This is a genomic window from Bacillus sp. FJAT-49711 (assembly GCF_018343715.1).
Lineage (GTDB): Bacteria > Bacillota > Bacilli > Bacillales > Bacillaceae_C > Lederbergia.
The window spans coordinates 317,784-336,116 of the sequence record NZ_JAGYPL010000003.1 but is presented as its reverse complement, the minus strand read 5'-3'; the positions used below and the strand labels follow the sequence as shown (position 1 = coordinate 336,116).

18 protein-coding genes are annotated in these 18,333 nt (G+C 38.1%); 10 read left to right on the top strand and 8 right to left on the bottom strand.

Annotated elements, in window-relative coordinates; translation table 11 throughout:
* Nucleotides 1-163 precede the first annotated feature (163 nt).
* The gene (locus KHA96_RS15650; protein WP_213130249.1) at nucleotides 164-1,498 is read left to right on the top strand and encodes a hemolysin family protein; all 1,335 of its coding nucleotides are present in this window, start codon (nucleotides 164-166) and stop codon (nucleotides 1,496-1,498) included.
* Nucleotides 1,499-1,634: 136 nt separating this feature from the next.
* The gene (locus KHA96_RS15645) at nucleotides 1,635-2,093 is read left to right on the top strand and encodes a flavin reductase family protein (protein WP_213130248.1); all 459 of its coding nucleotides are present in this window, start codon (nucleotides 1,635-1,637) and stop codon (nucleotides 2,091-2,093) included.
* A 265-nt stretch (nucleotides 2,094-2,358) separates the two neighbouring features.
* Here KHA96_RS15645 and KHA96_RS15640 read toward each other — a convergent pair whose 3' ends face one another.
* From KHA96_RS15640 to KHA96_RS15630, 3 genes are all read right to left on the bottom strand, one after another.
* Nucleotides 2,359-3,879: a glycine betaine uptake BCCT transporter gene (locus KHA96_RS15640; RefSeq protein WP_213130247.1), complete on the bottom strand. Its 1,521-nt coding sequence runs from the start codon at nucleotides 3,877-3,879 to the stop codon at nucleotides 2,359-2,361.
* Between the two features lie 83 nt (nucleotides 3,880-3,962).
* Entirely contained in the window at nucleotides 3,963-4,562 is a 600-nt protein-coding gene (locus tag KHA96_RS15635) for a nucleotidyltransferase family protein (protein WP_213130246.1), read from the bottom strand.
* Complete coding sequence (locus KHA96_RS15630) at nucleotides 4,559-5,542, bottom strand: XdhC family protein (RefSeq protein ID WP_213130245.1); 984 nt, start codon at nucleotides 5,540-5,542, stop codon at nucleotides 4,559-4,561. Before KHA96_RS15630 ends, KHA96_RS15635 begins: the two co-directional genes overlap by 4 nt.
* A gap of 220 nt (nucleotides 5,543-5,762) precedes the next feature.
* Between KHA96_RS15630 and KHA96_RS15625 the strand changes: the two genes are divergently transcribed.
* The 5 genes from KHA96_RS15625 to KHA96_RS15605 are packed head-to-tail and all read left to right on the top strand — an operon-like array spanning nucleotide 5,763 to nucleotide 10,506.
* Complete coding sequence (locus KHA96_RS15625) at nucleotides 5,763-6,638, top strand: YIEGIA family protein (protein WP_213130244.1); 876 nt, start codon at nucleotides 5,763-5,765, stop codon at nucleotides 6,636-6,638.
* Between the two features lie 15 nt (nucleotides 6,639-6,653).
* On the top strand, nucleotides 6,654-6,848 hold the full coding sequence (locus tag KHA96_RS15620; protein ID WP_213130243.1) for a capping complex subunit for YIEGIA: 195 nt from the start codon (nucleotides 6,654-6,656) through the stop codon (nucleotides 6,846-6,848).
* A 24-nt stretch (nucleotides 6,849-6,872) separates the two neighbouring features.
* Complete coding sequence (locus KHA96_RS15615; RefSeq protein WP_213130641.1) at nucleotides 6,873-9,200, top strand: xanthine dehydrogenase family protein molybdopterin-binding subunit; 2,328 nt, start codon at nucleotides 6,873-6,875, stop codon at nucleotides 9,198-9,200.
* Entirely contained in the window at nucleotides 9,197-10,033 is an 837-nt protein-coding gene (locus KHA96_RS15610; protein ID WP_213130242.1) for an FAD binding domain-containing protein, read from the top strand. Before KHA96_RS15615 ends, KHA96_RS15610 begins: the two co-directional genes overlap by 4 nt.
* Entirely contained in the window at nucleotides 10,033-10,506 is a 474-nt protein-coding gene (locus KHA96_RS15605; protein WP_213130640.1) for a (2Fe-2S)-binding protein, read from the top strand. Before KHA96_RS15610 ends, KHA96_RS15605 begins: the two co-directional genes overlap by 1 nt.
* Before the next feature lie 61 nt (nucleotides 10,507-10,567).
* Here KHA96_RS15605 and KHA96_RS15600 read toward each other — a convergent pair whose 3' ends face one another.
* Together KHA96_RS15600 and KHA96_RS15595 are read right to left on the bottom strand one after the other, a co-directional pair.
* Entirely contained in the window at nucleotides 10,568-10,948 is a 381-nt protein-coding gene (locus KHA96_RS15600) for a hypothetical protein (RefSeq protein ID WP_213130241.1), read from the bottom strand.
* A gap of 224 nt (nucleotides 10,949-11,172) precedes the next feature.
* Nucleotides 11,173-12,630: a carbon starvation CstA family protein gene (locus KHA96_RS15595; RefSeq protein WP_213130240.1), complete on the bottom strand. Its 1,458-nt coding sequence runs from the start codon at nucleotides 12,628-12,630 to the stop codon at nucleotides 11,173-11,175.
* Between the two features lie 220 nt (nucleotides 12,631-12,850).
* Here KHA96_RS15595 and KHA96_RS15590 point away from each other — a divergent pair, with 220 nt between their 5' ends.
* From KHA96_RS15590 to KHA96_RS15580, 3 genes are read left to right on the top strand one after another with little or no spacing between them, the layout of a single operon-like run.
* A complete protein-coding gene (locus KHA96_RS15590; protein WP_213130239.1) occupies nucleotides 12,851-13,801 on the top strand; it encodes an ABC transporter permease in 951 nt (316 codons plus the stop codon).
* Entirely contained in the window at nucleotides 13,794-14,744 is a 951-nt protein-coding gene (locus tag KHA96_RS15585; RefSeq protein ID WP_213130238.1) for an iron chelate uptake ABC transporter family permease subunit, read from the top strand. Before KHA96_RS15590 ends, KHA96_RS15585 begins: the two co-directional genes overlap by 8 nt.
* A complete protein-coding gene (locus KHA96_RS15580; RefSeq protein ID WP_213130237.1) occupies nucleotides 14,741-15,502 on the top strand; it encodes an iron ABC transporter ATP-binding protein in 762 nt (253 codons plus the stop codon). The genes KHA96_RS15585 and KHA96_RS15580 overlap by 4 nt, the downstream gene beginning before the upstream one ends.
* Before the next feature lie 370 nt (nucleotides 15,503-15,872).
* On the opposite strand, the gene KHA96_RS15575 is transcribed toward KHA96_RS15580, so the two are convergent.
* The 3 genes from KHA96_RS15575 to istA are packed head-to-tail and all read right to left on the bottom strand — an operon-like array spanning nucleotide 15,873 to nucleotide 18,241.
* Entirely contained in the window at nucleotides 15,873-16,184 is a 312-nt protein-coding gene (locus KHA96_RS15575; RefSeq protein ID WP_213130069.1) for a hypothetical protein, read from the bottom strand.
* Nucleotides 16,177-16,959, bottom strand: coding sequence for an IS21-like element helper ATPase IstB (gene istB / locus KHA96_RS15570; RefSeq protein ID WP_213130068.1), 783 nt, complete (start codon nucleotides 16,957-16,959; stop codon nucleotides 16,177-16,179). Before istB ends, KHA96_RS15575 begins: the two co-directional genes overlap by 8 nt.
* Nucleotides 16,952-18,241, bottom strand: coding sequence for an IS21 family transposase (gene istA / locus KHA96_RS15565; RefSeq protein ID WP_213130067.1), 1,290 nt, complete (start codon nucleotides 18,239-18,241; stop codon nucleotides 16,952-16,954). The genes istB and istA overlap by 8 nt, the downstream gene beginning before the upstream one ends.
* Nucleotides 18,242-18,333: the final 92 nt, after the last annotated feature.

Here is an 18,333-nt window from a genome sequence, read left to right as displayed (position 1 = left end):
CGATAGGCAAAGTACTTCCGCTTTTCTAATTTACATAAATTTAAAATATACACTTAATAAGTTACATAGTATAATTTATTTTATATTAGTCTATCTATGCGTATGCTAGATGGACAATTTAAAAATACAGGAGGTGTACACCTTTCTTTGAAAGGTGAACCATTTGGACATAGGCAGTTTAATTTTAATTGGAGTATTGATTGTTTTAACCGCTTTTTTCGTAGCTACAGAATTTGCGATTGTCAAGATTAGAAGTTCTCGTATTGATCAGCTAGTTGAAGAAGGAAAGCCAGGGGCAATAGCAGCAAAACATGTGACGACACATATGGATGAGTATTTATCAGCTTGCCAGCTCGGAATTACGATCACAGCGCTTGGGATAGGTTGGCTGGGTGAACCAGCTATTTTGAGTATACTAAAACCTACCTTAGAAAATTGGCAAATTGGCGCTTCCGCTACGAAGATTATTTCAGTAGCCATCTCATTTTCTGTCATTACTTTTTTACACGTTGTGGTAGGTGAACTCGCACCTAAGACCGTTGCGATTCAAAAAGCTGAAATGATTACCTTGCTTTTCGCGAAGCCCATTACTTGGTTTTATAAAGTCATGTTTCCGTTTATTTGGCTATTAAATGGTTCGGCACGTTTAATGGTGAAAATGTTTGGTCTTCAGCCAGTAAAGGAACATGAAGAATCCCATACGGAAGAGGAGCTTCGCATCATCTTGTCTGACAGCTATAAGAGTGGGGAAATCAATCAGACCGAATTGACTTATGTCAATAATATTTTTAAGTTCGATAATCGGATTGCTAAAGAAATTATGGTGCCGCGTACAGAAATGATCTCTTTATCGACTGAAGACGACATTCATGAATGGATGAAAGTGATTAAAAAGGAAAAGCTCACACGCTATCCAGTCTATGAAGGAGATAAGGATAACATCGTTGGAATTATAAACATTAAAGATATTTTAATGGCCCAAATTAAAAAAACTGGGTCTGAGTCCGATATGAAAATCACTCAATTTCTGAAGCCAGTCATTCTAGTTATTGATACTATTCCAATCCACGATTTATTATTAAAAATGCAGCAAGAACGAACACATATGGCTGTTTTATTGGATGAGTACGGAGGCACTAGTGGTCTTGTAACAGTTGAAGATATTATCGAGGAAATTGTCGGTGAGATTCGCGATGAGTTCGATACAGATGAAATAGCTGAAATTACGAAAATTGATGAGAACCATTACTCCTTTAGTGGAAAGGTTCTTGTCCATGAGGTCAATGACTTGCTTGGAACAGAATTATCGGATGAGGAAGTAGATACACTTGGCGGCTGGGTTTTATCAAAAAACTTTGATATAGCTGAAGGAGAAAGTATTTGCTCCGATGGATTCCAGTTTACTGTAAAAGAATTGGATGGTCATCAAATTCTTTTTATTGAAGCAAAAAAAGAAGAAGTAGTACAAGAAAAACTCTTCATGGAAATGGATGCTTAAAGATAGTAGCGCACTAATGTGGTTTTTTACCATAAAATAGTGCGCTTTTATTTTCCTGAAGGGCTTTATTGAGCATATGGATCATTTCTTTGGTAGAATGTTAATAAAGATTTTAAAGTAAAAAGGAGTAGTTTTAATGGATGATCGCCTTTTTAGAACGGCAATGGGGAGATTTGCTACAGGTGTAACCGTCATTACGACTAAAGTTAATGAAGTTGTTCACGGTATGACGGCTAACGCCTTTGTGTCTGTTTCACTAGATCCAAAGCTTATACTTGTTTCAATTCGAGAAAAAGCACATATGAATCAATTGCTAAAAGAATCCGGCAATTTTGCTATAAGTATATTAAATGAACATCAGGAAGATTTATCAGCCTATTTTGCGGATCAAATAAAGGAAGAAAGAGAGATAGACTTCGATGTTTTTAATGGCATGGATGTTATAAAAGATGCATTAGTCAATATGACATGCACAGTTCAAAATTCAGTGATAGCAGGGGACCACACCCTTTATATAGCAGAAGTTTCTGACTTGCGAATCCAAGATGGGGACCCATTATTGTTTTATGGTGGAAAGTATAAAAATATAAAATGAAAAATTTCCCGGCACTTTTTCCGAAAGGAATGGTGGTCGGGAAATTTTGTTTTAAGTCTATATTTTGAATTTAGGCTGTTGCGAAATCCAGTCCTTCCTGTCATGCACAAGGGAACTGGAGTGTACCCGGATAGCTAGGCGCCTAAAAACTTTTGGCTTTTCTTCCTGTGAAAAGTTAACCATCAGTTCGTCTTTCAAGCTCGCTTTGTTTCCTTTATCTCGTTCAAACCTATTATTGTCTTTACCGCATCAATGCAAATGTTTCTTATTTCCGTTTTTTTAATTCTCTTGGTCGAAAGCCCAAACCTAATTCTTTTTTTTCACGGGCTAACGATTTGTACAATGAGAGCATCATAAGAATCATAATAAATGAAAAAGGAAACGCCGCAATGATAAGTGCATTCTGTAGTGCTTGAAGTCCGCCACTATACAGGAGAATGGCTGCCATTGCCGCAAGTATGAATCCCCAAACAATTTTCACCCTGTTGGGAGGAGTCAAAGAACCATAAGTTGTCTGCATCCCAAGAACGAAGGTAGCGGAATCCGCTGATGTGATAAAAAAGATGCCAATTAATATAATTGCAACGATTGAAAGAATGGAAGTGAAGGGCATTTCACTAAATACCGCAAACAATACTGTTTCTGTCGGGAATTGTGTTAAATCTATATTTCCGATTTGTTGCACGTTAATGGCTGTCGTTCCGAATACAGCAAACCACATGAAACTGACGATGGTAGGAAGGAGCAACACTCCAATTAAAAATTCCCGAATCGTTCGTCCTTTAGAAACGCGAGCGATGAAAATTCCGACGAAAGGCGACCATGATATCCACCAAGCCCAATAGAAAATGGTCCAATTATTAATCCATTCACGATTCTCGGGTTTTAAGGGTGCAATTCTAAAACTCATGGAAATAAGATTTTGAAAGTACCCACCTAGCGTATCCGTAAATAAATTTAAAATAAATAATCCCGGACCAACGATAAAAACAAGTACAACTAGAAGAGCGGCTAAAAACATATTAGTATTACTTAAGTATTTTATACCTTTACTTAAACCTGACCATGCTGACATGATAAATAAAACCGTGACAATGACGATGATAATGATTTGAACAGAAAATGTATTGGGGATACCGAAAAGATAGGAAAGACCGCCGTTAATTTGCGCGGCACCAAACCCTAACGTTGTGGCAACTCCAATAACTGTTGCGGTCACCGCGATAATATCGATGAATACAGCTATTTTCCCTTTAGAATATTTACCTAAAATGGGACTAAGTGCCGCACTAATAAGTCCAGGCTCGTCCTTACGGAAGTTGAAATAGGCAAGACACAGGCCCACGAGTGCATAAATGGCCCATGCATGAATCCCCCAATGAAAAAAAGTAAATCTCATCGAATCCTTTAAGGCTGAATCTGTTCCGGGATCTGCTAGAGGCGGAGATATAGCGAAGTGAGAAATGGGCTCTGCCGCTCCCCAAAATACAAGGCCAATCCCCATCCCAGCACTAAAAAGCATCGCAAACCAGGTGGGCCTAGAATATTCCGGTTTTTCATCTGTCTTCCCTAATCTAATTGCTCCGACAGGACTAAATATAAGAAATATACAAAATATAACAATGACACTAACAAGAATTAAATAATACCATCCGAAACGAGAAGTAATAAAAGTTTCTACAATAGATGTTGCACTTTCAAAACGATTCGGTGCGATTACTCCAAATAAGACAGCAATCATTAGTAAAATGACAGAAATCCAAAAAACATTGGAAATTCTTCGCATGCTGTTCTCCTCCCAAAGTATGTCCATTGTACATGATAGCCTTTATTATATCTTTACTTCTTTTAATTAATCCAAACCTCATCTCAATTTTTAATAAGCTCATTATAATCATCCACTGTGTCAATATCTAGAAAAGCCTTTCTGCTAGAAAATGTTAATACTTCTCCTATTCCCTTATTTTTTCCCCGTAAAAGGGTTTTAGCTCCATGATCTCCTTGGAGGTTTAAAAGAGCAGGATACATCGAAGCAGAAAATAATACTGGCGGCTTAATGATATTTTGATTGGAAGCTGCGACAAATTGAAGAGCTGGATTATTTTTCAACTGGCGGATTATATCCTCTATTATTTTGATTGAAATATATGGTTGGTCAGCAAGCAGCACCATAATGGCATCCATTTCTTCTGTTTGTGCACTGCGAATACCGCATTTGATAGATTCAGCTTGACCTAGATGTGCGGAAGGACACGCAATTATGGAGACTTTTTCATGTTCTATAAGTGATTCTAACCAAGATAGATCTTCTAGCGAATTTGTAATGATATAAACTTTTTCCAAGGAAGATTGTAAAGCTGTTTTTAGTGCCATCGTTCCAAGAAGAGTATTCCCAACTGGTAGTGCTAGTTTATTTTTTCCCATACGTGAACTTTTACCCGCAGCAAGGTAGATTCCTGCAATTTTCATGTACCCTTCCTCCGGGCCGCAATCAATTCTGCAACAATGCTTATCGCAATTTCCTTTGGTCCTTCAGCACCAATTTTTAAGCCAATAGGGGAATGGAGCCAATTTGGAATGTCTCCACCCATTAATCTTTCTGTTCTTTTCTTCGAGCCTAAAATTCCAATATAAAAAAGTTGTGTTTCTTGTATACACTTTAATATTTTGTGATCTCGTTGAAAGTCATGCGTCATGATGATGACCGAATCTAGCTTATTAAATGAAATTTCTTTTAATAATTGTTCAGGCTCACCTATTAGGAGTGAGGCCGCAGTGGGAAAAAAGCTTTTCGAACAGTACCCTTCACGCCAATCTAATATGTGAACCGAATATCCTGTATCTGCTGCTAAGTGGGCAAGCGGCCGGACATCTTCTCCAGCTCCAATAATATATAGATTCGGTTTCGGCCAAAGGATTTGACAGAAAAAAGGTTCATTTTCTATCATTTCAAGGCGAGCATATTCGGAAAACAGCTTTATATTTTGGAATAAGTTTTTAAATTTTAAAGGAATATCATCTGCTCTAAAAAACATTACTTGCTCAAAGTGTATTAATGACTGTATATAAAAAATGGGTTCCATTTTGTTTAATTGTTCTTTTATAAATATAAGAGATTTACGGAATCCATCATCAATGTCCCGCAATAGTACAGACACAACTCCATTGCACCCAGCTCCGACACCCCAACCTAAGTCATCCTCTGAGCTTAAATCATATTTTAATATTTCCTCTTCTCCAGTTGAAAAAAGCCGCTCTGCCCGATGTCGCAAATCACTTTCAAGACAACCCCCACTAATCAAACCAATTTTTGAACCATCTTCTTTTAACAGCATCCAAGTTCCTTCTCTTCGGTAAGACGATCCATCAACATGGATAATTTGAGCTAGTACGGTTGGTTGTATGTGATCGGTTAATAAAGAGTCGAATATGTCATGTATGTATTCCATAATCTTCCCCTCCCAAATTCCTTTTTTCTGCCGCGCCTTTCGACTAGCGAATTTCAAGGTTCTTCTCCCTGCATAAGACAACAACGAAGTATGTAAGTCGATAAGTAAAGTGCTTTCGCTTTTTTATTCAAATCTTCCCAAATTGTTCCATCCTCATAACATATTATTTACTATTATTGGTTACCATACTAATTATCATTAGCGTTTAAGGGGCAGGGGTATGAATTATTTATTTTCCGTTGTCATGGGCGTTGCATTCGGGACGATTTCTCGATTTGTCTTATTACGTACTGATTTCCGGCAATACCCAACATATCCTCAAGGTAGGATCATTCACTTATCATTTGGATTCATAGCAGCGTTTATTGGGGCAGTAGCTGTTCCTTCCGTGCTTGAATCTAATTGGACTGCGGTCACTTTTCTTGGGCTGGCTGCTACTCAATTCCGTGAAGTTCGAAAAATGGAAAGGGACACACTTCAACAAGTGGATCTTAGTGAGTTAGTAAAGCGTGGAACACCTTTTATTGAAGGAATGGCGCAAGCTTTTGAAAGCCGGAATTATTTAGTGATGTTTACAGCACTTATTACAACCCTATTGACAGTTGCTAATCTATGGATCGGGATCCTTGGCGGGATTGTCATGCTTTTTATCGTAAAGTTCAATATGTCAGGAAAATTATTAAATGCGGTTGCCGACTTTTCAGAAGGCGAGATTCATTTTAAGGGCCCTAATTTATTCGTAGGCGACATCCATATAAAAAATGTTGGGATTCAGGCTAATAGAGAAGTCATTATGGAGCGGGCAGTTGGTGTCATTGTCACTCCCAAAAATGAAAATAGCATCGTAACATTATCACATCTCGGCCAACGGCAAGCAATGCTTCACCATGTAGCCAATGTATTGGGCTGCTATCTTGATTCAGGGGAGTCAAGCTTTATCCCGCTTTCCAAGAGAAATATGGATGATGGAAGGCTTGGGTTGTTCCTGATGCCTCAGGAAAAAGATTTTAAACAAATCAAAAAAGTATTGGAGCATGTTCCTGTTCTTGATAGTGCAATCCGGCTTCCGAGTGAAGGAGAAAAGGGAAAGAAATGATTAGGAGTGCAAAAAATGCCTGATGAACAAGTTACTTCGATTGCAGCAATTGTAACGACAAAACAAGAAAACATTAAAGGTGGGGGAGCTCCCATTTTTATTGTAAAGGATAAGGATGCTTTGCAAAAAGTAAGCATGAGTCTTGAGAGAATATTAGATGCAGCAGCCAGTGAAATTGATGAAAACACGATTATTATTGTAGCAAGATAAAGAGTGGAGGTTTGACGAATGCATATGAATATTGGTAAGGCAGTGCAACGGATTGATGCAGTTGAAAAAGCAGCAGGAACGGTTCGTTACTTAGGAGACTTTTCTATCCCGGGGCTTTTACACGCCAAACTCGTAACGAGTACACATGCGCATGCCAAAATTATTTTAATAGACACGAAAGAGGCTTGGAAGGTTCCGGGTGTCCGTGCGATCGTGACTGGTGAAGTATTTCCATTTCATATCGGTCCAATTTTAGCCGATCGTCCTCCAATAGCGTTTGAAAAAGTCCGTTACCATGGTGAACCATTGGCCATTGTTGTTGCGGATCAAGAATATCAAGCAAAAATGGCGGCTGTAAAAGTGAAAGTGGAGTATGAACCGCTTCCCGTTGTGAACTCGGTACAGCAGGCTTTTCAAAAGGACTCGCCGCTAGTCCATGAAAACTCAGGACAATATCAGAAAATAATAAGCAATGTGTATCCCGTACAGGGGACAAATATTGGCAGCCATATAAAAATTAGGAAAGGCGACTTTATATCCGCTTGGGAAAGCTGTGATGTGAAAATCACTAAAAATTTTTCCTTCAATCTTTCTGATCATGCAGCACTTGAAACACGGAGTGCAAGAGTCGAGATCAATCCAGCAGGCAAAGTAATCGTCCATTCAACGACCCAATCACCGTATACGATTAAAAAAGTATTGAATCAATTTTTTAATATTGAAGTTGGAAACATTATTGTCCATGCCCCAATGGTTGGCGGTGCATTTGGTGGGAAAGGAACTGTCCAGCTTGAACCTCTTGCTTATTTAGCATCCAAATCAGTCGGAGGCAAGCTTGTAAAGCTAGACTATGAAAGGGAAGAAGATATGATCACAGCTCCGTGTCATATCGGCTTTGATGCAACAGTGAAGCTTGGAGCGACAAAGGATGGGCTACTTGTCGCGGGGCAGTATACATATTTGATTGATTCAGGCGCCTATACAGATCAAGCTGCAGGAATTACGAGAGCTGCGGCACTTGATTGTACAGGTCCTTACCATATACCAAATGTTTGGTGTGATTCTTATTGTATGTACACAAATCATCCATTTGGTACTTCGTTTAGAGGTTATGGCCATCCAGAACTCACATTTGCGGTTGAACGAACGATGGACATGCTGGCAAATGAGCTAAGTATGTGTCCGATTCAGCTAAGAAAGCTAAATACGATAAAACCTGGACACACATCACCTACTCAAGCGGTAATAACCGCGAATAATATAGGTGATTCTGAAAAGTGCATCGATCGTGCAAAAGAATTAATTGAATGGGATAAAGGAGAACGAATCGAAACAAAATCCGGGAAAATTCGTTCAAAGGGCATTTCTTTATTTTGGAAAACATCAACGACTGCAACAAATGCCCAAGCAGCGGTCATTTTAACATTTGAAGCAGATGGAAGTGTGAACTTAAATTGCGCCGCAATTGAATTGGGGCAAGGAACTAAAACGATCCTTGCGCAAATTCTTGCCGAAAAATTAGGGACGGAAATTGATAAAGTACATGTAACGATGGAGCTAAATACACAATATGACCCTCACCAGTGGCGCACGGTGGCAAGCAGTACAACCTTTCTAGCTGGAAGAGCGGTAATATCTGCCGCAGATCATGCAATCGCACAATTGAAAAAAACGGCTTCCGCTGTTTTGCAATGTTCTATTGAAGATTTGGAAGTAAGTGGTGGTCGAGTTTTTTTAAAGGCCAATCCTGAATATGGTGTCAATATTAAAGATATTGCTTTAGGGTATACGTATCCGAATGGTCACTCCATTGAAGGGCAGGTCATTGGAGCTGGCAAGCATATTCAAAGGAGATTAACTCCTATGGATAAAGAAACGGGATTTGGAAAGCCAGGCCCTTGGTGGTCTGTAGGAGCTCAAGCAGTGGAAGTGGAATGGGACAAAAAAGACTACACTTACAAATTATTAAAAGCAGTTACGGTATTGGACGGAGGAACAATTATTAATCCAGCTACAGCCACACAGCAAATGAGGGGTGGAATGTATTTAGGTCTTAGTTTTGCAAGTAGTGAAGGGTATATTTTCGATGATCAAGGATGTGTCCAAAATCCTCAATTAAGAACATATCAAATGTTGCGGTTTGGCGAACAGCCTGCTGAATATGTAGTAGAGTTTATCGAAACGCCTTCCGCCGACGGTCCGTATGGTGCCCGCGGTATTGGTGAATATGGAGTCATCGGGATGCCAGGCGCCCTGGCAAACAGTCTTTCAACTGCTGCGGAAGTAGAGCTTAATCAATTGCCTCTCCATCCAGAGTATATTTGGAAAGCAATGAAGGAGAATCATAAATGATTCCATTTGACTTTGATTATTACAAACCGTCAACTGTTGAAGAGGCACTTCAAATATATGAAACCATTAGCGGAAGAAATAAGAAAGTTGTTTATTATTCTGGGGGGACAGAGTTTATTACATTTGCTCGCACTCAAGATATATATGCGGATGCCGTCATTGATATAAAAGGCATTCCTGATTGTCATGCATTGGAGCATAAGGATGATCAACTCATTATTGGATCAGCTGTAACGCTGAATATAGTTGCCGATTCAAACATCTTTCCGTTATTAAGTCAAAAAGTAAAGGGTATAGCAGATCACACATCAAGGAACAAAATTACGATTGGTGGCAATATAAATAGTCAATTGATATACAAGGAAGGAATACTTCCACTTTTAATATCTGATTCTAAAGTAAAAGTTGCAGGAAAAAAAGAAGAAGAAATTTTACCCATAAATAATATTTTCAATAAGAATTTTCAATTAGAACAAGGGCAACTTTTAGTACAAATATACATTGAAAAATCATATGTCGATTTGCCATTCTTTACTTTAAAAAAGACAAAGTTCTCAAAGGTAGGGTATCCAGTTGTATCCTTAGCAGCAATAGTAAAGGACCAGCGAATTCGGGCAGCCTTTAGTGGGGTTTGTGAATACCCAATTCGTTCTGAAGAAATCGAGACGTTACTGAATGATTCCTCTCTTTCTGAAACGGATAAAGTTGAGCTAGCTATTAGTAAGCTTCCTAGCCCAATTATTAGTGATATTCACGCATCAGCCGGTTATCGAGAATTTGTTTTTAGAAATGCATTATTAGAAACATTGGGAGCATTGGAGGTGAAAAAATGATGGATGGAACAACGAAGGCAATCGTCCCATTCCATATTAATGGAGAATTACGTGAAGCAGTTATCCGTACAGGGGACACATTATTACATACGCTGCGTAATGAACTCGGTTTAAGCGGGGCAAAGCGGGCTTGTGAAAATGGGGATTGTGGGGCATGTAGCGTTTTAGTAAACAATGAACCTATGCATTCATGCCTTACTTTATCAATCGAAAATACAGACAAAATGATTACAACCATTGAAGGATTAGCAGGATCACCCATCCAAAAAGCCTTCGTTGAAAACTGGGCCATACAATGTGGATTTTGCACACCAGGCTTCATAATAAATTGCCACGGACTAATAAACAAACATCCCAATGCTGACGATGCCACAATAGAAGAATGGATGCAATCCAACCTTTGCAGATGCACAGGCTACGCAGAAATTAAAACCGCCATTAAAGCAGCATTGCAGGCAGGGGATATTGTGTGAGTGAAATTGTGTGAGTGCCAGGCACTCACGCAATTCTCACACAATTTACACACAATCTCGTTCATCCCTTTTTAAAACTATTATTGCCGCTATTTAGGGATTGGATAAGCTGGAGGGTTTGAGCTGCTTGTTCAATTTGTTGTTGAACTTGCTGGAGCTGTTGTTGTTCTGGGGTTGTTGATTGTTCAGCGGCTAGTCCTTGCATTTGATTTAGCTGCCCGGTAGCTTGTTGGAGTTGTTGCTGTGCTTGTTGTAAGGACTGCATATCGACCATGGATGCACTTTGCTGGATTGTTTGTTCTGCTTGCTGCATTGCTTGAAGTGCTTGCTTTTTTTGGCTTTGGAATTGCTGCTCCATTTGTGTCTGATTTTGTATTATTTCTTGCTGCTGTTGTTGAACTTGCTGTTCCTTATAGCTTTGTCCCTGCTGTTGATTATTCATTATTTACAATCCCTTCTAAATAAAATTTAGCGTCTGAAAACTTCGCAATCATCTTATAGTCTTCTTAAATTATTGTTTTTTTATCCATGTACAAAACAGCTTTCCGATACATTCATTTCCACGTTTTTGTTAATATAGGAAGAATTAAAATTGGGAACAGAAAGAGGCTGTTGACCAAATAATTGTCAACAGCCAGAAATAGTGCTCGGGTTTTTAAAAATGGTTTAGGACGCCTTTCCTAATCCATCATCCAGAATAATTGGCTTTATTCCTTTTTCAGCGGCATTGAGTTTTGCTCTTAGTCCCAAAAAGAAACCGGCGATAATAATAATCGTTATAATACTCGCGATAAAATAGGATACATTCATTGGTAATTTAAAACCAATCTGCGCATTGAGGATGAACGTAAAGGTTGTCATCGTTATAAATATTGCGGGAATTGCTGCGATCCAATAATTTTTCTTCTGCAAAGCTAAATACATTGCACCTACCCATAATGCAATCATGGCAGTGGATTGGTTCGCCCAGGCAAAGTATCGCCAAAGAATATTAAAATCCATTTGCGTAAGAATGATGGAAATGACAAACATCGGAATAGTAATCCATAGTCGGTTTCCAAATTTCTTTTGGGCTAATCCAATATAATCTGCAATAATCATGCGTGCACTTCTAAAGGCAGTATCTCCTGAAGTAATCGGAAGAACAATAACTCCAAGTACCGCAATCGTTCCAAATACTGCACCGAGTGTGGTAATAGAAACTTCTTTTACAATCCCAGCTGGTCCTACTTCAGCAAGCAACTGGTTCAACGAAGCTCCATCAAAAATTGACATGGCGGCTGCAGCCCATATCATAGCGATAATGGCTTCAGCAATCATCATTCCGTAAAAAATATAACGTCCTTGTGATTCTCTTTTAGTTGTACGTGAAATAATTGGTGACTGTGTTGCATGGAACCCAGATAAAGCTCCACACGCAATCGTTATAAATAGAATTGGGAAAATCGGTAGATTATCAGGATGCATATTTGCAAGAGACAACTCAGGAATATGGTGTCCTTGGAAAATAAGTGCTCCCCCAATTCCAACAGCACTTATCAATAAGATCAAGCCAAGAATAGGATAGATTCTTCCTATAATCTTATCGATTGGCAGTAAAGTAGCTAAAAGATAATAGGCAAAAATAATGGCAATCCAAATCCCAACGGACATCCATCCTTTTGTTAAATCACCAAGTAGTTCTGCAGGTGCAGTAACAAAGACGGTTCCAACTAGAATAAGCAATAAAATCGAGAACGCGTTAACAACATGCTTAAAAGCTTTTCCAAGAAACATGCCGGCTAGTTCAGGCAAGTGAGCTCCGCGATTTCTTAACGATATCATACCCGTCAAATAATCGTGGACAGCACCAGCGAATATCGCTCCAAAAACAATCCATAGGAATGCAACAGGGCCGTATAATGCGCCCATAATTGGACCAAAAATAGGTCCAACTCCGGCAATATTCAACAATTGTATGAGAGAGTTGCGTTGTTTCCCCATTGGGACATAATCTAATCCATCTGCAAGCGTGTAAGCGGGAGTCTGACGATTCTCCTTCATTCCAAAGACCTTTTCAACGTACTTTCCATAAGTGAAATAACTTACAACTAACAAAATAATTGCAGCAAAAAAAGTGATCATTGAGCAACCTCCTTTTTATTATGGATGCGCTTTCATATTATCATTGGGAACCTACCTTGAAAAGAGCAAAAAGTTGGAAGTTGTTCACATTTAGCGGTTGATTGATAATGATTATCAGGCGTGTGTTGACTTGAAAAACCCTCGTGTTATAATAAACTCGATGTATTGATAACGATTTTCAATTAACAATCTATAAGATTAATATAATATGGAGTCATTTATGAAAACATGGTACTTAATTACCGCATTAATTCTCGCAGCAATTCTATCATTATTTATTGGTGTCAGTAATATAACACCTCTTGATCTTCTCAACTTTCAGTCCGAGGAGACGCAAATTTTTCTTATTAGCCGTCTGCCAAGACTCATGGCTGTCATCCTAGCGGGGGCAGGAATGAGTATTGCTGGACTTATTATGCAGCAGCTTAGTCGCAATAAATTTGTATCACCAACAACAGCTGGGACTTTAGATGCTACTAGGCTCGGAATTCTCGTTTCTATGCTTTTATTTGCAAATGCTTCAACTTTAGAAAAAATGGTTGTTGCTTTTGCTTTTGCTCTTGGTGGAACATTGCTTTTTATGCAAATATTGGACAGGATCAAGTTTAAAGATGCCATTTTCATTCCACTCGTTGGTTTAATGTTTGGGAATATATTATCTTCGGTTACGACATTCTTTGCGTATCGTGCTGACATTATTCAAAATATGTCTGCCTGGCTGCAAGGAGATTTTTCTATGATTATGAAAGGGCGTTATGAACTTCTATATATTAGCATTCCTGTTCTTCTGATTGCTTATTTATATGCAAACCGGTTTACCGTAGCGGGGATGGGGGAGGATTTTTCCAAAAACTTAGGCCTTGCTTATAAACGAGTTGTAAATCTTGGATTAATTCTTGTGGCCCTAATCACAGCGACCGTAGTATTGACAGTCGGGATGATTCCATTCTTAGGCTTGATCATTCCAAATATTGTCTCTATTTTTAAAGGCGACCACTTACAAAAAACATTGCCGCATACAGCGCTTCTGGGCGCAATCTTCTTATTAGTATGTGATATTTTGGGACGTGTGCTCATTTATCCATACGAAATTTCCATTAGCTTAATGGTCGGGGTAATCGGAAGCGGTATATTCCTTTACTTACTGTTCCGGAGGAAAGCATATGCGTAATTCAACTAAAATCACAATACTTGCACTGGTCGCTGCGGGTTGTGTGGGTCTTTATTTATTTCATCAGTTAAACGGAAGCTTTGACTATGCGTTGCCTAGAAGAGGAATAAAAGTACTCGCAATGGTGTTGACAGGGGTCGCCGTTTCCTATGCAACCGTCGTGTTCCAGACGATTACACATAATCGGATTTTAACTCCGAGCATTATGGGACTAGATTCACTTTATTTACTTATTCAAACGTTAGCTATTTTCTTTTTAGGTTCTAATCACATTACGATTGTCAATAAGCAAGTCAATTTTATTCTATCCGTCCTTGCAATGGTTGTTTTTGCTTTACTGATGTATCAGTTTTTATTTAAAAAAGGTCAGCGTCCGATTTACTTTTTACTATTAATTGGAATCATCGTTGGCACCTTTTTCCAAAGTATTTCAACCTTTTTGCAAGTATTAATTGATCCGAATGAGTTTCAAATTGTGCAAGATCGAATGTTTGCAAGTTTCAATAATGTGAATGGAGATCTTGTTTGGCTCTCGTTGCTTGTTATTGGATTAATCATCATTATCGGCTGGAAGTCGATTCCATATTTAGATGTATTGTCTTTAGGTAGAGAAACAGCGATTAATCTCGGAGTTGCTTACGATAAAATTGTAAAGCAAATGCTTGTTACTTCAGCTATTCTTATTTCTGTTTCAACAGCTCTTGTAGGGCCGATTACATTTTTCGGCTTAATTGTAGCAAATTTATCATATCAATTTTTTAAAACGTATAAACACGGAATATTAATTAGTGGTGCCTCACTCATGAGTGTAATTGCCCTGATTGGTGGTCAATGGGTTGTAGAACGAATTTTTACGTTCTCAACAACGCTAAGTGTCATTATTAATTTCATAGGTGGAGTGTACTTCATCTATTTATTACTGAAGGAGAGTCGATCCACATGATACAAGTACGGGGTTTGTCAAAATTGTACGGAAAAAAACATGTCGTGGAAGATGTGACAGTTGATATACAAAGAGGACAAATTACTTCGTTTATCGGACCAAATGGCGCGGGGAAATCAACTTTGCTTTCAATGGTGAGCCGCTTGTTGGATGCAGATACAGGAGAAGTGCTTGTTGATAAGACGAATGCACGTGGGATGAAGGCTAATGAATTTTCAAAGAAAGTATCGATTTTGAAGCAATCCAATTATATGAATGTCCGTTTGACTATCCGCGAATTAGTTTCCTTTGGACGATTTCCATATTCCAAAGGGAGATTGACTGAAGAGGATAAAAGGAAAGTTGATGAAGCCCTTGAATATATGGCTTTGGTAGATATGGAAGATGCTTATATTGAAGAACTATCTGGTGGACAGCGTCAACGTGCCTTTATTGCGATGGTCATTGCTCAAGATACAGATTATATTTTACTTGATGAGCCATTAAATAATCTCGATATGAAGCATTCTGTTCAAATTATGAAAATTTTGCGCAGACTAGTAAATGAACTCGGAAAAACAGTAGTGATTGTACTCCATGATATTAATTTTGCATCCGTATACTCTGATCGCATTGTCGCTTTAAAAAACGGACGTGTCGTGAAGGATGGGCCAACGGAGGAAATCATTCAATCCGATTCTTTAAGAGAAATTTACGATATGGATATCCCAATCCAACAATTAAATAACTGCCGCATTTGCGTTTATTTTAATTCATAGCATCCGACCAAGAGATATTCTCTTGGTCGTTTTTTTTGTTGTCTAGCTTAAGCGCCCCTCGACTAGCAAACTTCTTGTCCTCTTCCCTTCGATAAGTCAACATCGCTTCGTCCTATCGGCTCCTCGTGTTTCCTTTATCTCAGTAGAGTCCCTGAAGTTTGTACGTCGATAAACGGGCGCTTCCGCTTTTCTATGTCTAGCTTCAGCGCCCATCGACTAGCAAACTTCTTGTCCTCTTCCCTTCGATAAGTCAACATTATAAATGTCAATGAAATTATGTACATATTTGACTGTTTTAGAATGTACATTTTCGTTTTTTCGGGGCAAGACTTATTGAGTATTGTGTTTGCCCCGAATTAGAGGTAAAAAGCTAAAATGGTAAAATATCTAATCGTTGCTCAAGCGTATTTATTTCATCCATTAGCTTGTACTTTTCACGTTTCAAATCTTCTATTTCCTCTAATAATCTTGCGATTTTTGTTTTATCATCAATTCCATCTTCATATGCTGTACCTTGATAACTCCACCATTCACTAAAATCAAACATATCCCAATCCGTAAGTTCCTCATCGTTACTAGGGCCACCTGTTTTATTAATCCATTTTTGAACGTCACTGCTTTGGCATTTTACTTCATGAGAATGAAAAAACTTAGTAATTTCCTCCACTGTGTACCTACTCATTCTGTCTATCTCCTTTTTCATTCATTTCGTTTTCCTTATCAAAGTGATTTTTTAGTCGATAAGAATCCCCAATAATATTTACTACTGTTGCGTGATGGAGGACTCGGTCCAAAATGGCATTGGCCAACTTAGGATCCTGAAATATATCACCCCATGTTTTAAAATTGGCGTTTGTCGTTAGTATGGTGCTTTTCTTTTCATATCTCATGTCAATTAGCTGGAAAAACAACTTGGCATCTTCTGCATCAATTGGCAGATAGCCAATTTCATCGATGATAAGCAACCTATACTTGGCATAATGTTTTAATCTGGTTTCCAGCCTATTTTCAAGTTTTGCCCTTTTCAAATTCATGATTAAGTCATTACATTTTATAAAATAAGTACTCGTCCTTTTCTTGGCGGCTGCGATCCCAATAGCGGTTGCCAAATGGGTTTTTCCTACGCCACTAGGACCTAAGAAAACGATGTTTTCTTGCGACTCAAGAAATCTTAAGGTTGTAAAGTCTAGTATCTGTTGCTTATTAATAGAAGGTTGAAAAGTAAAATCAAAATCTTTTATTTCTTTCAAGTGAGGGAAAGCCCCAACCTTCACCATCGCCTTCACCATGTTAATTTCTTTCATATCAATTTCATAGTCCGTGAGTTTTATCAATGTATCCACAAAGGAAAGTTGATTATTGGTCATAAAATCAATGGTTTCATCAAGATGGGTAATGATCTGCTTTAACTTCAAATACTCCAGATTATGTACTAGTTTTGCATAACTACTATTCATTTTTATACACCTCATTAATTGCCTCAAGATTTTTCTTAGCTAGTTCTTCAATGTTCGTTGTAAGAGGAAGCCCCCTAGCCAACGTTTCTACATAATGTTCTTGTTTATAATTGATTTTTAATGGGCTAATTGAATGTTGGACAATTAAATCCGTGCTATAATAAACAGAGATATGGTTATCGTATACTTGTAAACCTACGGTTTTTCCTATGTATCCAGCGGGAACTGAATACTGATTGGACTTGTAGGTGATCATATTGGAAGTATTTACTTTTACAAGTATATGATCGATTTTATAGGAATCTCTTATTCTTACATTTGGCAATGGGGATAAGAGATCTTTTTCTTTTTTAAAGGCTAGTATTGGTATTTTTCCTGTTCCCTGATGATAACTGTGATTTATTCGATCACACAGATTCTGTACAAATTGATGGAGTTCTTCATAATCAAATTTTCCTTGGTAGGCATGAATTTCATCAATGATTTTCATTGGAGCTTCTACCTTGGCCTTTGTATTTGGTCTTCCGGCTATACAGGGCTTTACCCCAAATCCCATATCCTTCGAAAACTGATAAAAGCGTTCATTCACCTTCCCTTTTGAGTATTCAGTTCTAGATTCATCCATGATCGTTTTCATATTATCCGTCACAATCGTTTTCGGTACTCCCCCAAAAGCCTCAAAACTCTCAACAAGAAAGGATAATAGCACGCTCTGTGACTTTGAAAGGGAAAGATGAAAGGTTCGAAACCTTGAATAAGAGAGTAAGAGTACACAAACATTTACATAAATAATTTCCCCATCTTTTGTGATGTATCGAATATTTTCTTTCCAATCCAGTTGGGCCTGTTCAGCTGGAGGTGTTTCAAAGCGAATGACCTCAGTATTGGATTTCTTTCGTTTTCCGGAATCAAAGTATTTTTGGAATTCCGGTTTACTTGATATGTACGCCCTAAAAGTGGATGAAGCACACTTTAAACCGTGATTGTCCTTTAGGTATTGCCATAAGACCCGTTTATAATAAAAGATTTGTTTAGAGTCCTTAGACAGTAATAAGGAAATCGTTTGATAATACTGATCCAGATTAGATTTACGCCCCCTGGAATTTTTCGGCTTATAACCTTCAAGATATTTTTCAATTGTCCGCCGATCCACCCCCATCTCTCGTGCCAATTTACTTTTATTAATCTTCATCTTTAAACTCTCCATAATCATTTTTAATTTTGGTAAATCTAAAAGATTGTTAATCTCAATATCTGTGTTTATGTTTAATTGTAAATGCATAATATTCACCCCAGAAATATTATGCAGTTTTAATATCGAATTTGTACATTTTTAAACAATCACTTTTGTACATGCTTAACGTATCATTTATA

Bases quoted from the DNA above. Each gene is read 5' to 3' on its own strand.
- KHA96_RS15580 (WP_213130237.1), top strand. From the start codon at position 14,741: ATGATACAAGTACGGGGTTTGTCAAAATTGTACGGAAAAAAACATGTC.
- KHA96_RS15590 (WP_213130239.1), top strand. From the start codon at position 12,851: ATGAAAACATGGTACTTAATTACCGCATTAATTCTCGCAGCAATTCTA.
- istA (WP_213130067.1), bottom strand. From the start codon at position 18,241: ATGCATTTACAATTAAACATAAACACAGATATTGAGATTAACAATCTT.
- KHA96_RS15640 (WP_213130247.1), bottom strand. From the start codon at position 3,879: ATGCGAAGAATTTCCAATGTTTTTTGGATTTCTGTCATTTTACTAATG.
- KHA96_RS15600 (WP_213130241.1), bottom strand. From the start codon at position 10,948: ATGAATAATCAACAGCAGGGACAAAGCTATAAGGAACAGCAAGTTCAA.
- KHA96_RS15605 (WP_213130640.1), top strand. From the start codon at position 10,033: ATGGATGGAACAACGAAGGCAATCGTCCCATTCCATATTAATGGAGAA.
- KHA96_RS15575 (WP_213130069.1), bottom strand. From the start codon at position 16,184: ATGAGTAGGTACACAGTGGAGGAAATTACTAAGTTTTTTCATTCTCAT.
- KHA96_RS15585 (WP_213130238.1), top strand. From the start codon at position 13,794: ATGCGTAATTCAACTAAAATCACAATACTTGCACTGGTCGCTGCGGGT.
- KHA96_RS15635 (WP_213130246.1), bottom strand. From the start codon at position 4,562: ATGAAAATTGCAGGAATCTACCTTGCTGCGGGTAAAAGTTCACGTATG.
- KHA96_RS15625 (WP_213130244.1), top strand. From the start codon at position 5,763: ATGAATTATTTATTTTCCGTTGTCATGGGCGTTGCATTCGGGACGATT.
- KHA96_RS15595 (WP_213130240.1), bottom strand. From the start codon at position 12,630: ATGATCACTTTTTTTGCTGCAATTATTTTGTTAGTTGTAAGTTATTTC.
- KHA96_RS15645 (WP_213130248.1), top strand. From the start codon at position 1,635: ATGGATGATCGCCTTTTTAGAACGGCAATGGGGAGATTTGCTACAGGT.
- istB (WP_213130068.1), bottom strand. From the start codon at position 16,959: ATGAATAGTAGTTATGCAAAACTAGTACATAATCTGGAGTATTTGAAG.
- KHA96_RS15610 (WP_213130242.1), top strand. From the start codon at position 9,197: ATGATTCCATTTGACTTTGATTATTACAAACCGTCAACTGTTGAAGAG.
- KHA96_RS15620 (WP_213130243.1), top strand. From the start codon at position 6,654: ATGCCTGATGAACAAGTTACTTCGATTGCAGCAATTGTAACGACAAAA.
- KHA96_RS15615 (WP_213130641.1), top strand. From the start codon at position 6,873: ATGAATATTGGTAAGGCAGTGCAACGGATTGATGCAGTTGAAAAAGCA.
- KHA96_RS15630 (WP_213130245.1), bottom strand. From the start codon at position 5,542: ATGGAATACATACATGACATATTCGACTCTTTATTAACCGATCACATA.